The organism is Stenotrophomonas sp. GD04145 (assembly GCF_029835135.1).
Lineage (GTDB): Bacteria > Pseudomonadota > Gammaproteobacteria > Xanthomonadales > Xanthomonadaceae > Stenotrophomonas > Stenotrophomonas maltophilia_P.
In genome coordinates, this window is sequence record NZ_JAODZG010000002.1 from 189,167 (window position 1) to 203,913 (window position 14,747).

Consider the following 14,747-nt stretch of genomic DNA (forward strand, 5'->3'; position numbering starts at 1 on the left):
GCGCTACAGCGTGGGCGCGAGATGCAGATGCATGAACGACAATCCTCTTGTCTGGAATCGCCGACGCGCGTTCAGCGACGCGGTCAGGGCCGTCGGACGTCGGCCATTGCTCCCCGTCCGCTGCGGGAGGGTATACACCGCGCCGAAGTGAACGTTCCATGCAGATTGCGTGCATGCGGCCTTCATTGCGTGGGTCGTTGAAAGCTCTGTGACGCAGTTGGCACGTCATTACGCTTGAAGACCCGTTTCTCCGTGGAAAAAATGCGATGCCAATTGACGCTTTAGGCTTGTTTTGCGCGGCGCAAAACGAACGAAGGAACGGTTAGGAGTGCCCGCAGCAGCGCATGGCGACTCCCCCGTTCCTCTCATTCCCACAACGATGACTGCGTTCAGTCCGCTGATCGGGCCTTGTCTGCCTCATCGTTCCACGCGGCCACGCGCGCGCGGGTGTCGGCCAGCATCTGGTCCAGCGCTGCACGATCATGCACGTGGCCGCGCAGGATCACGCTGTCGATCTGCCTGGTCGCGGCGATGTCCTGCAGCGGATTGGCGGTCAGCAGGACCAGGTCCGCCGCCTTGCCGTCGGCCACGCTCCCGTAGCGGTCCATCTGCCCGAACCAGGCCGGGCCAGACCGCGTGGCCGCCGACAGGGCCTGGGGGGGTGTCAGCCCCTCCTGCACGAACAGCTGCAGTTCCTGGTGCAGTCCGATCCCGGGATAGTTGAACGAATTGAGGAAGCCGGCGTCGGTGCCGGCAATGATCGTCACACCCGCTTCCTGAAGCATCGGCAGCACCGCGGCCACCTGCCGGTACTGCGCATGCCGCGCCTGGATCTGTGCCGGCGTGGCCTTGGCCGCACGCTCCACGCGCCACTGGTAGGTGGCACGCAGGCCTGGGCCGATGTAGGCCAGATAGGGATCGTGGGCATGATCGTCCTGGTCGAGGAAGTCGAGAATGCGGCCGCCGTTGAGTGTGGGCGTCACGAACACGCCTCGACGGGCGAAATCACGATACGCGCGCATCGCGGTGTCACGGTCGAAACTGGCATCCAGCTGCCGGTTGGCTTCCGCACGATCGATACGCCCGGCGCCAAAATCGGCCGCAATCCGCGCCTCATCCCTGCTGCCCGCCTTGAACGCATAGTCCAGGTGCTCGATCGACGCCAGGCCGGCATCGACGGCCTGCTCCACGGTCAGTGCCATCGGAATATGGCCCGAGGCCCTGAACCCTGCCTTGCGCGCGACGGCAGCCGAGTACAGGAACAGTTCCGGCGTCAGCGTACTGTCCGTGATCTTGACGAAGTCAACCTTGTCGCGCTGCAGGCGCGTGATCGCCTGATCGGCATCGGCGCGGCTGCCGACTTCGATCGTCCCCTTCCAGACCGGCTTGATGCCTTCGATCTTGGCGCCGGAGCTGAGCAGGCGTGGACCGAACAGTGTGCCGGCGGCGATCTCGCCACGCCACTGCAGCACCTGCTGCGGCAGATCACCCGAACAGTCGCGCACGGTGGTGATGCCATGGGCGACGTACAGCGGCAGCAGTGCCTTGTTCTCTTCGATCAGCGCAGGGCCTCCACCGAAGTGCACATGCATGTCCCACAGTCCCGGAATCAGGTACTTCCCCTGCGCATCCAGCTGCCGGTCCGCGCGCCACTGGCCCTCCAGCCCTGCGTCAGGGCCGACCGCAACAATCGTCTCGCCGCGGATCACCACGCTCTGCCCCGGCAGGGTGCGGGCGTGCTCCACATCGACCACGGTGGCATTGCGGATCAGCAGATCGGCACGTTCGGCTGCAGCAGCGGACAGCGGTGCGCAGGCGAACAGCACAGCAAGGGACAACGGGCGGAAACAGAACATGGACAACATCCTGGTAGGCACGGCCAGCGTGCGGAATGGAAGGAGCAGATATCAGCGTGTCGCGCCATGCTGGCGCAGCAGGGTTTCGATCGCGGCGAATCCGCGCTGGCGCGCATGAGCCAGCGGCGTCACGCCCTCGCCGTCGGCCAGCTCAGGATCGGCGCCCGCTTCGAGCAGCAGCTGCACGATCTGCGTGTGGCGCGGCCCTCCGTCGCCGAGCAGGATCGCCTCCAGCAGCGCCGTCCACTGCAGTCGATTGACGTGGTCCACTGCCACACCCGCACGCAGCAGCATGCGCACCGTGGCGACGTGGCCGCGCTCGGCGGCAGGAATCAGGGCGGTGCCGCCATAACGGTTGGTGCTGCGCAGGTCCGCACCATGGCTCAGGGTCAAGGCCAGGATCTCGTCCAGTCCGCGCGCGCCGGCGTACAGGTAGGCGCTGTCCTGCAGCCTGTCCTTGGCGTTGACATCGGCCCCCGCCTCGATCAGCACGCGCGCCGCGTCCACGCGGTTGCCATGGGTCGCCAGCAGCAGCGCGGTGCGGCCCTGTGCATCGCGCGCTTCCAATGCCGCGCCATCGGCCAGTGCCTGGCGCACCGCTCCGGCATCGCCGCGGCTGGCGGCCTCCCGCAACCGCACGTCGGCCTGGCCGGACGGGTCTGCGGCACAAGCCGGAAATGCCACGGCCAGCAGGCACAGCAGAAGAGCGCGCCGTGAGGGCGAAGCCCAGCGCAGACAGCGGTGTTGCAGGTACATGATGAACCCTCCGGAATCACTCGGCCGAACGTTGCCGGTGCCTTGGCCGCATGGTAGAAGTCGCCACGGGTATCCAGAAATGAAATGTTCAAATGCAAGAAAGTTCAAAATCGAATAGGTCACTGTTCGAACTGGACCTGCTGCGGGCCCTGGTGATGGTGGCCGACTGCGGCAGCTTCACCACTGCGGCCACCCGTCTGCACTCGACCCAGTCCACGGTCAGCCAGAAGGTGCGTCGTCTGGAAGAGCTGGCCGGTCATCGCCTGCTCGAACGTGGCCATCGCGATGTGCAGCCCACCGACGCCGGCCACACGCTGCTGGGCTATGCGCGGCGCATGCTCGACCTGAACGAGGAAATGGCGCAGGCCTTGGCGGGCGCCACGGTCGAAACAGCGGTCCGCATCGGCGTGCCCGAGGACTTCGTCAACGCGCAGACCACGCGCATGCTGGCCGCTTTCAGCCGCCGCCATCCGCAGGTGAAGCTGGAGATCAGCAGCGGCCTCAGCCGCGATCTGGCCCACGGCTTCGATCATGGCGAACTGGATCTGGTCCTGGTCAAGCAGCGCCGCAACAGCCGCCAGGCCGTGCATTGCCGGCGTGAACCCATGCACTGGATCGACAGCCTGCGCAGTGGCTGCCTGCTGCAGGAGCCTGTGCCGCTGGTGACCTTCCCGCCACGCGGGCTGTACCGGGACGAAATGATCCAGGCGGTCGAAGCACTCGGCCTGCGCTGGCGCATCGCCTTCACCAGTTCATCGCTCAGCGGCATCCAGGGCGCGGTTGCCGATGGCATCGGCATCAGCCTGCTGCCGCGCCGGGCAGTGGGCCGCGGACACCGCATCATCGACGGCGAACGGAACCTGCCGGTGATCGACAACTACGAGATCGGGCTGCTGCACCGTGGCGACGCCGATGATGCCGTGCGTGCGCTGGCCAGCGAGCTGTGGCAGCAGGTGCAGCGCGAGCCGGTATGAGCCCGTTCGATGAACATCGCCGGGTGCAGGGGCGCGGCGGGTGCGCCGTACACAGCGCTGAACGGGTACCATAGACACCTGTTTCCGCTGTGATGCCGCATGGGCCCGTCCGACCGCCACGATCGTATCCGCCGCTGGCAGGCCGCTTCACTGCTTGCCGCCGCGCCGATCGCCAGCCTGTCCGCCAGCGATGCCGTCGGCGCTCCGCCGCCGCAGGCACCGCCTGGCCAGCAGCGGATCGCCCCGGCGGCGCTGGTCGAACGGCTGCATCAGCGGGTGCTGTCCGGGCAGAGCGCCACAGCCACGCTGGAAAGCTGGTGTGCCGAACACGGCCTGGCCCAGCAGGCCCGCGTCCGCGCGGTGCGCATCCATGGCGATGACAAGCAGGCCCCGGCCGAGGTGCTGCAGGCACTGGGCGCCGACTCCAGCGCCGCGCTGCGCTACCGCCGCGTGCAGCTGGTGTGCGGGAACCGCGTGCTGTCCGAGGCCGACAACTGGTACCTGCCCGGCCATCTCAGTACGGCGATGAACCAGGTGCTGGACAGCACCGACGAGCCTTTCGGCCGCGTGGTCGGCCCGCTGGGCTTCCAGCGCGAGACCGAAGCCGACCAGACCTTCTGGCCCCCCCGTGGCGAGGGCGACCACGGCATCATCCTGGAAGTACGCGCCTTGCTGCGCGACCGCCAGCAGCAACCTTTCAGCTACGTCATCGAATCCTATCTGGTGCAGGCGTTGCCGTAAGCGTGATTGCGGATGGCTGTGACGACTGTCCGTGCGTCGTGAAGGCATCAAGCGACGCCTCTCCGCTCGCCGCAGACGCGAGTCGAAGAGGCGCCCCACCTGCGCTGCTCAGTTGAAGCGGTAATCCATCTCCACCCAGAACTGGCGGCCATAGGGGTCGTAGTTGCCGACCGGATAGAACGGCCAGCCCCCCCCGTTGCGGTCCGCCGGCGGCCGGCTGTTGCGCAGGTTGTTGACGATGACACCCAGCGACAGGTTGTCTCCGAAGCTGCGGAACACGCTCGCGTTGTACGTCATGTACGGTCCGATGCGGCCACTGCCGTCGCTCTTCGGCAGCGAGCCATAGCGGTTGCCGTACACCGTCGCGGTCCAGTCACCGCGGCTCCAGGTCACGCTGCCGTTGACCTTGCTGCGCCACTGCCAGTCGTCGAGGGAATTGCGGATGTCACGCACCTCGTCATCGGCGAACTGCCGGTACTCATGCTCAAGCACGACGGTGTAGGCCAGGCGCGTGGTGAAGCGCCCCGCCCGCCCGGCATCGAAACGCCAGTTGCCCTTCAGATCGATGCCGCGCACGGATTCGGATGCCGCGTTGATCGGATTGATCAGCACCCGGGTGACCTGGTCCGGCTGCACCGCCGCAGTGGAAGGATTACGGATCACGCGGGCCAGCGCGTCCTGGCACAGCGGCGAACCGATATCGCGCACTTCACCGCCCAGGGTACGGCCGAGGCGGCAATCGGCTTCGTCGCGCAGGATGCGGCTGCTGTCGAGATTGGTCACCTCGTTGTCGATGCGGATGTCGTAGTAGTCCGCACTGAAATCCAGGCTTGCCAGCGGCGACCAGACCACACCGAAGCCGTACGACTTGGCGGTTTCCGGTTGCAGCTGCGGATTGGCGCGGTTGCTGAAGTCGATGGACAGCCCGTTGAAGTCGCAGTCGTCATACGGCTGACCGGCGGTACGGCACCGCCAGTAATCGGTCATGCCCGGGTTGTAGCCGCGGGTTTCAGTGGCGAACACGTAGTTCATGTCCGGCGCACGGAAACTGGTGGCGGCCGTGCCACGGATCAACAAGGTGTCCAGCGGGCGGAACTCCACGCCGAAGCTCCACGTCGCCTTGCCGATGTGTTCGCCTGCGGCCCGGTACTGATCGTAGCGGCCCGCCAGCGTGGTGGTCAGGCGCGGCAGCAGCGGCAGCTGCAGTTCGGCGCCCACCGCATAGCGATCACGCTCTCCTCCTGCACCGACGCCGGCAGTGGTGTTCCAGAACTCTCCGGTTCCCAGCCGCGGGTCCGGACGGTTGCGATACCCCTGGCTGCCGGCCTCGACCACGGCCGCCAGCGCCGCGTCGCCTCCAGGCAGTTCGAACAGTCGGCCGTTCACGCTGGCGCTGAAGGTCTGCAGCCACGCCGCATTGCGGCTCTCCTGGTAACCGGACAACTGCCCGTACTCGTCCGGCGTCAGCGGCTGGTAAAGCCGTGCCGGATCCGGCGCGTAGACCTCCACCCCGTCGCGCACGCCCAGTGTGGGGCCGAGCAGGTATTCGTTGATTCCCGCCAGCAGCACCGGCCGCCGCGTCCGGTTCTCGTAGCGCGAGCGGCTGTAGACGGCCTCGTAGTCCCAGTCGCTGTCACCCAGCTGGCCGCGTACACCGACGTTGAACGACCACGATTTTTCCAGGAAGCGATTGGCGTTGCGCGGCAGGCCGCCCACTTCTTCCGGTGCGAACCGGCGATACCAGCTCTCCAGTTCACCACTGTTCTGGTTGTAGAAGTAATTGCGTGCGGACGTCCACGTCGGGGCACGGGTGTTGTTGTAGATGGTGGCGCTGCCCACGGCCAGGTCGGCGAACAGATCGGTCCGTTCGTCCAGGTGGAAGGTCAGCAGGCCATAGCCATCGAGGTTGCGCTTTTCAGTCTGCACGGTCCAGTAGCTGGCGGCGGCCTCGTTGCTGCCGCAGTAACTGCCCAGGCGCGGATTGGTGGCGCGGAACACGCTCCCGCCGTAGATCCCGGAAGCGGCATCGCAGCCGTCACTGCCCGGGTCGATGTTCCTGCCGGTGGCTGCATTGCGCCGATAGGCGATGGCCGTGGCCTGCGGGACCGTGCCACGCGGATCATCGTCCAACGAATCCATGAAGTCGCGCTGGCGTGCGTGGATGGCCTTGCGGATTCCCAGCTCGAAGCCGAACACGCCTTCCCATCGCTCACCGGCACCACCTCCCACCACCTGCACGCGCTGGTTGTCTCCGCCGCCCTGCTCGGTACCGCCGGCACGAACGTTGATGTCCACGCCGTCGTAGCGCTCCTTGAGAATGATGTTGACCACGCCGGCGATGGCGTCGGAACCGTACACGGCCGAAGCGCCGCCGGCGAGCACTTCGATACGCTCGATGAGGGCGCTGGGAATGTTGGCCAGGTTCACCACGTTGACCGAGCCTTCGTAGGCCAGCGGGTAGTCGGACTGGCGACGACCGTTGACCAGCACCAGCGTGCGGTTCGGCCCCAACCCGCGCAGATTGATGGTGTTGGCGGCCGGGGTGAAGGTATTGCCGTAATCCTCGCCCTGCACGTTGCCGGTGTTCTCGGTCAGCGCACTCAGGGCGTCGAATGCATTGCGGTAGCCCTGCGCGTCGATCTGCTCCCGGCTGATCACGGTCACCGGCGACGGCCCTTCAACGCTGGCGCGCGGAATGCGCGAACCGGTGACCTTCACTTCCTGCAGCGATGTAGGTGCGCTTTCCTGCGCGAAGGCGGGCAACGAGGCCAGCATCAGGGACGACAGCGCGAGCACCAGCGGACGATGGCGCAGCGCCTGGGGAGAGGCGGACATGGGCTTCCTGGGGGAGTTGGACGATTGGACGGGACGCGGCGGCCTGTGCACGCATAACGATCCCGTAACGAAAGTGTCCCGAACGGACAGTTTCAGCGGAAATGACCAGGCCTGATGGGCTTATGCCGGAACCTGATAAGTGACACCGCGCGCTGACAACGTGCGTTTTACAACATTCTTGATGGTGTGGCGGCGCATGTACGGGCATCGTCAAGCCATGACGACCTGTTCCTTCGGCCCTCCGATTCCGCCGCTCCGCCCCGTGCTACGCCAACACCTCGTGCAGCTGCAGGCGGCCCCGATCACCCTGCGCCTGTTCAACCGCGCCGATCTGCCACGCTGGCGCGCCTTCGACGATCGAAGGAGCCGCGGCATCTTCCGCCCGTCAGGCGTCGACGAGGAAGCGCGCTTCCTGGCAGGCGTCCACCGTTCGCGCCTGCAGCAGGACAACGACCAGCTGCTGCTGGGCGTGTTCGATGACCGGCACGGCATGCTGCATGATCAACTGCAGATCCAGCTGCACTCCGCCCACGCCCGTTGCGCCGAGCTGCGTTCAATGCAGCACAGCCACGAGCATCCCGCGCAGGCGTTGCAGGCGCTGTGCCCCTTCCTGTTCGACCAGGTCGGACTGCATCGCGTGTTCACCCTGCTTCCGGTGGCCAGCAGCACGCCTTTCGTCGATGCACTGCGCTCGGTGGGGTTCGAGCATGAAGGCCTGCTGCGCGATCACCATCTGGATATCGATGGCTGGCAGGACCGGCAACTGCTGGCCTTGACCGCGCCGCGCTGGCGACAACAGGTCCGCCCGGACTAGCGGACCCGCTCCAGCGCGGCATCCGCCCCGGTCAGTACCGAGCACGCATGGTCCTGCAGCTCCTCACCGCTGGCCTCATTGCCGGTCGCGGGATCCAGGCGGGTCGCCAGCAGAATGAAGCCGGGGCCTCCCAGCACATTCTCGCGGCCCGCCACCACCAGGCTCCATTGGCCGACATCGGGCAGCCCGCTCAGGTCATAGGCGAGCAGGTTCAATGGATTGGCACGCAGTTCTGCTCCCGGCAGCATGCGCGCAACGTAACGATGGCCACGCAGCGGCACGGGCAACGCCGCCCACTGCATTCCGACCGCCGGGGCGTGCGTGTCCAGCGCCTGCAGCACATCGGCGCGCAGGCAGTCGATGTGGATGTGAAGCTGATGCTGGGAACGGCCGTGCGGCGAGTTCAGTGCAAGGCTTGCGACAGTGCGCGGCAGGGGGCGGCCCAGCGCCTGTTCGGTATGCCCGCGGGCCTGCCAGGCAGCCGCGAAGTAGTTCGGCGCACCGCGCTGGTACAGCACAGCGCTCTCGATGCCACTGACCTTGTCCAGTGGCATCAGCAGGAACTGGTAGTCGCCATGGGCGTCCTTGATGAGCACATCGCGGCGGGCCGCGGTCGCGTCCCGTTGCAGGCAGGCGCCACGCGGCACATCGGCACCGCGGCAATCGCGCTCGATAAGCCTCCACAGCGCATCCGACGGGACCGGAGCCGGCGGAGGCGCGCTGGCGCAGGCCGCCAGCAGCGAACAGGACAACAACAGGATCAGGCGGGTCACGGGTCTCACAATCGACGGCACGGCCAAGGGCTGCGCCGGCCAGTGTACCCTGCCCCCTCAGCCGGGCACGGCTTCTCGCGTATCCGCCGTCTCCTCGACCTTGCCGGGCGTGTACTTGGTCGCGCCGAAGTACAGCACCCGCCATTGGCTCAGGTTGCCGATGAACCAGTGCGCCACCGAGTCATGACCGTACCCGTCGAAGAAGGTCTCCACGTCCGGCGGCAGCAGGGTCGTATTGTCCCAGGATTCCAGAGTGACCCGCTCGGCCATGGTCAGCGTTCTGCCGCGCTCCCGGCGCCGTCGCAGGCTGACGATCTTGTCCAGCAGCGTGTCGTTCTCCTTCTCCAGCCCCCGGCGCTGCTTGCGTACCGCAGAGAGCTCATCGTTGCGCGCCTTCAGCTCGTCTGACACCCGGTTCCATTCGGCGGTCTTCTCCGCATTGCCCTGGTCGGCCAGATGCAGGTTGTCGTTGTCCCAGGGCGATGGCAGCTGCGACTGCCGTCGGCGCAGCGTGCGCACCTGTTCGCGCAGGGCCTCTTCGCGTGCAGCAAGCCGCTGCATCGACGGCAACTGGTCACCACGTGCCACGCGCACGCGCAGCCAGCGATACAGCAGCTCCATATGCGACGCCTGCACGTCCTCCATGCGTCCACGCTTGACCCGCACCGCCTGCAGATAGGCGTTGAACACCGCCTGCAGTTCCGGATCCTGCTTGTCGAACTCAGCCTTGACGTGCTGTTCCAGGCGACTGATCGGGTTGAGCAGCACCCCCCTGGCCTGCGCCATGTCATACATCTCGTTCAGGGCAAAGCGCGCGATGCTGTTCCGGCGCCCCTGGTGCTGGGGATCGTAGCCACCGCCCACGTCCGAGTGCACACCCGGGAACCATATTTCCACCGTGTTGGCGGGGTATTGGGCATGCTCGCGGGTGGAATCCAGGGGGAACTGGCCGCGCAGCTCATGGGCGGCGGTCATGTGCACCGACTGCTCCACGATCTCCGGTATGGTCATGCCTTCAGCCCATCCGGTATGCCCATTGCGGTAGTTCACTGCCGCCGCCGTCAGGCTGGGCCACACCGAGCACACCGTATCGAACACGCCCATGAATCCGATCCGCAGCGGAATACGCTCGCGGTACAGCCAGGTGCCATCGGCCTGGCGTCGGCAGCGCGCGGCCAGATCACGGGCGAACGCGCGTGCCGAAGCCGCTCCGCGCGAAAAGCCCAGTACCGACACGCTGACCACCAGGATGCGCATCGGCTCGGGCTGGCTGTCTATCAGCTCGTCCAGCGACTGCAGCGCGAAGTCGATGCGCTCGCGCCCGCCCTTGCCGATGGACAGCCCCAGCAGCCCCCCCTTATCACCGACCTCCGGGCACGGTGTTCCTACGCCGGACAGGTACTGCCGTTTTATGTTCCGTGTGTCGTCCCTGTGCGCGATGAACAAGCGGGCGATGTTCGACAATGCGCGCTCATTCTGGGCCTTGTTCAGCTCCTCATCGCGATTGTTGCCGGTGCCATCGAAGAATACGGCCAGGTGCAGGCTCTGCGTGCATCCCGTAGTGGCCGCTTCCTTGTCGGGCACGGTGCCACACATCGCCTCCTGGCGACGGCGGCGCTCGGCATCGCTCAGCGGACGTGTGCCGCGGGCCAGTCGCGCAGTGCGTGCCGTGCCCTCAGCCTGGGCGACCGGATCCGGGGTGCCCGGTTCAAGATCCACCTGCCCGGGAATCGCGGTCGGATCAATACTGGTCATGGTCCTTGTGCTCCTTCGGCACTGGCATGCGCCGTACGTCCCACTTGTTCACGCCCTTGTCCAGCAGCTCGGCCTCGACATGGCCGTCCGCATAGAAGTGCAGCAGCAAGGTGGCCGGGTTGGGCGGATAGGGCGTCTTCAGCGGTACCACGGCTTCACGCGGCACGCGGTGCCCTTCATCCAGATAGCGGTTGGTGGCCAGATCGTATCGGTTGGCCTCGATCCAGCGCACGCGCACGCTGTGCGGCCCCTTGCCTCGTGGCGCGCGGGGGCCCATGCCGGAACCACCGTTGGTGTACCCGTCCAGCCCTCCGAGATACTGCCCGTCGACACGCACGTCAGCGAGGTAGTTCGGACTGTAGTTGAAGGCGAACAACGACATGATCGGCGTCTTACCGCGTGCCATCGCCCGGCTGCAGCCGACGCCCATCAGCAGCAGTGCGATCACCGCCAGCGCGCTCCACCACAGGTACTTGTTGCCCATCATTCCGACCTCGCTCCGTTCAGTCCCAGCTTTCTTCAAGCGGCCACACTTCGTCACCGATCTCGGCGGCGCTGCGCCGCCCCGCCGCGAAGTCCTGCAGGCGAAGCCGCCATGCGGGATCCTCGCCAAGATCGACACCGGCCAGCAGCGCCCAGGTCGACACCATCACCAGCCGTCGGCTGTCCTCGATGCCGACGTCCGCGGCCGTGGCCACCACCCGTCGGAAGAAGGTATACCAGCGCGCACGGGGAAGCCGCGCCAGCAGCTCCGGATCGGAGAGCTGGAAGTGATCGATCAGCGTGTAGGGGTAGCTGGCATCGATCAGGGCGTGCCGCTGCGCCGCCTCCAGCACCCAGGGAGGATCGTGCGGATCCTGCACGCTGTCCTGCAATTCCAGGTGCGCCCATTTCAGATCGTGGCACAGGTACCACCAGCGCTCTCCCAGCGCCAGGAAGGCCCGGCACTGCGCCGCGTCCAGCACCTGCACCCACCATGGCAGCACCCGCGCGTCGAAGAAGCGGGCCAGGAACTGCTTGCCGTTCGGGTAGCTGGCGTCCAGCCGTCTCTGCAGCCGCTGCTGCAGCTCTTCCGCAGGCAATGCCGTGTCGATCAGGCTGAGCAGGCCCGGAGAACGCGCGTACGACGCCGCACGCTGCAGGAAGCGGTCAAGCTCCAGGCCACGCGGCAGGCGTGCGAGGAACACGCTGGCGTCATCCGTACCATCGGCCAGCAGGCCGTCGAACAGGGGCAGCGGCGCCCAGGGCAGCGCGCGCAGCAGTTGCAGGGGCTGCTCGCACTGCGCGCCATCAAGCAGAACGTAACGCTGGGTGCCCTCCTCCAACGGCGGTGGCGAGAACGGTGGGAACTGCCAGTCGTTGGCCACGCTCAGCCTCCCTTTGGTGTCAGTGGGGCTGCACGCTGTGCGGCCAGCAGCAGGCATTCCTTGCAGACCGACTGCGGGAAGACCGGCAACGGGTAACGACCGCGATCGCCGGGCAGGAACGACTTGCGTCCGGCGTGCACGGCGATCCTCCCGGGTGCGTTGAACACGATGTTGCCGCCACTGAGGGTGATGCTGGCCCCGCCTGCGGTGGTCACCTGCACCGTCCGGCCCGCAGCCACCTCCACGGCACCCTGTGCGCTCGTGCCCCGCAGCGACTGCCGCGACTGCACGCGCACCTCGTGCTGTTGCGCCTTGACGTCCAGCACCTGTTCGCCACTGGCCAGGGTCAGCGCCGGCTCGCCCGAATCAGCCCCCTCCAGTGTCGCGGCCAGTACGCCGATGGCCTGCCGTCCATGCCAGCGCGCCTGCCCCATCACCACGGCCTCGCCGTGCTGGCCGCTACCCAGTGCCAGAGTCTCGCCCGGCGCCCAATGCAGCCCCTGTCCGGCCACCATCAGCGCACCATCAGGTGCAGCCAGGCCCAGCAGGGCATCGCCGGTATGCGGAACGCGGCCCTCGCCGGCATCACCGCTGCGTTCCGGCGCCGAGCCGGCCGCATCCTGCAACGCGCTACCGGGCACCGTACTGCGCACGCTGGCCAGCAGCACCGGCAGCGGTGACTGCGAAGCGTCCAACCGCGAGCGCTGCGGCGATTGCACGCCGACATGCGCGGCCGGCCGCACTGTCAGATGCGTACCCGCCGCCGCAGCATGGCTGTGGGCCAGCGTGGTCAGCTGCTGCAACAGCGCAGCAGGCTGTGCCGCCGTACCTGCCGGTTCGACGCTGCGGCGGGCATAGGCACTCAACCAGAGCCCGCCTTGCCCGCGCACGCTGCCCCAGGCGTCGCTGCGCAACTCGAATCCACTGCCGCGGAAGCTGCCTCGATGGTTGTCCGCCTGATGGCGCAGATGCCCCAGCGTCAATGCCGAAGCCTGCTGGCTGCTGGCCAGCTGGGCCCGCAGCTGCTGGTCGCTGTCGTCGAACAGCAGACGGTTCCAGCCGGCCCCCTGCCACTCCCGTGATTGCACGCCCCACAGCGCACCGGCGTTGCGGTGTGCCTGCTCTCCGGTCGCCGCCGCGTGCCAGGCAGGCGCCTGGCCGCCCCCGAGGTTGGCCTGCGCACTGCCGGTGCCATCCCTCGCCTGTGCGTACATGGACGTATCGGCCTCCGCGCTGGCGCCCGCCGGGGTCGGCGCGACGCCGCCTTCTCCGCGCCCGTTGTACAGCGCGCCCAGCACCAGCGGCCGGTCGATGTCGCCCTCGAGGAAGCCCACCAGGACTTCCTGGCCGATACGGGGCAGGAACTGGCTGCCCACGCCCGGCCCCGCATAGCGCTGCGCGACGCGCAGCCACGCGCTGTCCGTGCTGCCCTCTTCCTGCTGGAAGTGGAACCGCACGCGGATCCGTCCCAGTGCATCGGCGTGCAGCTCGGTGCCGTCGGCGCCCTGCGCAGCCACCACGACCGCTGTCTGGTAACCGGGCGCCAGCGGCCGCGGATTGCGTCGCGCACCCGTGCCGTCGCATAGCGTCGGACGCCAACGCCGGTCGCGGGGCAGCGCGACGAATGTCTGTGCGTAGCCCTGCGTCTGGGCAGCCACCTGCAGCGTGTCCGCGGTGGCGGCGGCATCGTCCATCGCTGCCAGCGCCTGGCGCAGGTCCACCGGCAGGTTGTTGACCCCGGCGTGCTCGACGTCCACCAGCAACAGTTCGGTCGGCACCGACCCCGGCGTTCCGCTCAATGACCAGACCTGGCCGGCATCGCCGCTGCGCACGCTGCCACGGCCATGCCACTGCAGTGCCTGCGCCTCCAGTGCCTCGGCGACCAGCCGAGCGTGGTGCTGCAGCTCGGCCGCGTCGGCAAAGGCATGCGCGCCAACCGGGTCGTAATCCTCGCGTCGCGCCTGCCCGCTGCCCTGCACCGGCAACTGGCCGGCCAGCGAGCGCGCACTGCGGTAGTCGCTGCTGTGCAGCTGCACGTGCGTGCTCTGCAGCCGCCGTTGCAGGCCAAGCTGCTGCACGCCGTCACTCTGTTCGGTGCCATCGGCACGATGGAAGCGGATCCCTCCCGCCGACTGCGACGCAGCGGCTTCCGGCAGGAGGGTCGAATCGGCGAACACCACCACGCCGTGGCCGGCCGTCGCCTCCCCGATATCCTGCACGCACCAGCCCAGCCCTTCTTCGGCCAGCAAACGCTGCACGAAGGCCAGGTCGGTCTCGCGGTACTGCACGCAATAGCTGCGCGGCCGGGATGCGGCCAGCATCCCGTCGACCTCATCGCTCCAGCGCCAATGCGCATGTTGCGGGTGCATCTGGAACACCGCGTCCACGATCTCGCGCACGCTCTGTTCCTGGAACACGCGGCTGCAGCGGGCCTGGTCGAGCCACCACGTCCAGTCGCGCAAGGTGATCCGGTAGCGCGCCAACCCACCATCACTGCCCACGCATCGCGCAGCGGCAATGACGCCGTGGCGCGGCCAGTCGTGGCCATCGGCCAACCGCGCATGCAGGCATGCGGGCTGCCCCGGCCAGTCAGCCAGTGGCAGCGATGCGTCCAGCGCGAGCACGTCGATCTGCAGCTGCCGCCCCTGTGACAGGGCATCGCGCCCGTGCCACTGGTCGACAACGACCGCCGGCATGCCGGGTAGATCCAACCGATACAGGCGGCTGCCGGCATCAAGCCCCGCTGCCTGCACCATCAGGTTGCGAATCGCTTCCATGGCGTTCCTACCGTTGCTGCCCTCCGCGATGCGGCGGGCAGGTCCTTCCCCTGTAGGGCGACGGTAGCAGATGGAAAACGGCGGCGCACGCGACCGCCG

11 protein-coding genes are annotated in these 14,747 nt (G+C 67.4%); 3 read left to right on the forward strand and 8 right to left on the reverse strand.

The genetic code is table 11. The annotated features are described in order from the left end of the window. Nucleotides 1-389 precede the first annotated feature (389 nt). On the reverse strand, nucleotides 390-1,856 hold the full coding sequence (locus N7367_RS01915) for an amidohydrolase family protein (RefSeq protein ID WP_279941618.1): 1,467 nt from the start codon (nucleotides 1,854-1,856) through the stop codon (nucleotides 390-392). Between the two features lie 51 nt (nucleotides 1,857-1,907). Further along, nucleotides 1,908-2,612, reverse strand: a complete 705-nt coding sequence (locus tag N7367_RS01920; RefSeq protein WP_279941619.1) for an ankyrin repeat domain-containing protein — start codon at nucleotides 2,610-2,612, stop codon at nucleotides 1,908-1,910. 92 nt (nucleotides 2,613-2,704) lie between these two features. On the opposite strand from N7367_RS01920, the gene N7367_RS01925 reads away from it, so the two are divergent. Together N7367_RS01925 and N7367_RS01930 are read left to right on the forward strand one after the other, a co-directional pair. Then, a complete protein-coding gene (locus N7367_RS01925) occupies nucleotides 2,705-3,586 on the forward strand; it encodes a LysR substrate-binding domain-containing protein (protein WP_262100758.1) in 882 nt (293 codons plus the stop codon). A gap of 99 nt (nucleotides 3,587-3,685) precedes the next feature. Continuing rightward, nucleotides 3,686-4,327: a hypothetical protein gene (locus N7367_RS01930; RefSeq protein ID WP_065175273.1), complete on the forward strand. Its 642-nt coding sequence runs from the start codon at nucleotides 3,686-3,688 to the stop codon at nucleotides 4,325-4,327. Between the two features lie 108 nt (nucleotides 4,328-4,435). Here the strand turns inward: N7367_RS01930 and N7367_RS01935 are convergent, their stop codons facing one another. Further along, on the reverse strand, nucleotides 4,436-7,162 hold the full coding sequence (locus N7367_RS01935; RefSeq protein WP_279941620.1) for a TonB-dependent receptor: 2,727 nt from the start codon (nucleotides 7,160-7,162) through the stop codon (nucleotides 4,436-4,438). A 262-nt stretch (nucleotides 7,163-7,424) separates the two neighbouring features. On the opposite strand from N7367_RS01935, the gene N7367_RS01940 reads away from it, so the two are divergent. Continuing rightward, complete coding sequence (locus N7367_RS01940; RefSeq protein WP_309250431.1) at nucleotides 7,425-7,976, forward strand: GNAT family protein; 552 nt, start codon at nucleotides 7,425-7,427, stop codon at nucleotides 7,974-7,976. Here the strand turns inward: N7367_RS01940 and N7367_RS01945 are convergent. Genes N7367_RS01945 through tssI form a run of 5 tightly spaced genes read right to left on the reverse strand, consistent with a single transcriptional unit; the run spans nucleotide 7,973 to nucleotide 14,648 of the window. Next, nucleotides 7,973-8,749: a CDP-diacylglycerol diphosphatase gene (locus N7367_RS01945; protein ID WP_053518376.1), complete on the reverse strand. Its 777-nt coding sequence runs from the start codon at nucleotides 8,747-8,749 to the stop codon at nucleotides 7,973-7,975. The genes N7367_RS01940 and N7367_RS01945 overlap by 4 nt on opposite strands. A 57-nt stretch (nucleotides 8,750-8,806) precedes the next feature. After that, on the reverse strand, nucleotides 8,807-10,504 hold the full coding sequence (locus N7367_RS01950; protein ID WP_128989198.1) for a DUF2235 domain-containing protein: 1,698 nt from the start codon (nucleotides 10,502-10,504) through the stop codon (nucleotides 8,807-8,809). Then, nucleotides 10,491-10,991, reverse strand: a complete 501-nt coding sequence (locus N7367_RS01955; RefSeq protein ID WP_065182772.1) for a DUF3304 domain-containing protein — start codon at nucleotides 10,989-10,991, stop codon at nucleotides 10,491-10,493. Before N7367_RS01955 ends, N7367_RS01950 begins: the two co-directional genes overlap by 14 nt. A gap of 16 nt (nucleotides 10,992-11,007) precedes the next feature. Beyond that, nucleotides 11,008-11,871, reverse strand: a complete 864-nt coding sequence (locus N7367_RS01960) for a DUF4123 domain-containing protein (RefSeq protein ID WP_279941622.1) — start codon at nucleotides 11,869-11,871, stop codon at nucleotides 11,008-11,010. 2 nt (nucleotides 11,872-11,873) lie between these two features. Then, complete coding sequence (tssI, locus tag N7367_RS01965) at nucleotides 11,874-14,648, reverse strand: type VI secretion system tip protein TssI/VgrG (protein WP_279941623.1); 2,775 nt, start codon at nucleotides 14,646-14,648, stop codon at nucleotides 11,874-11,876. Nucleotides 14,649-14,747: the final 99 nt, after the last annotated feature.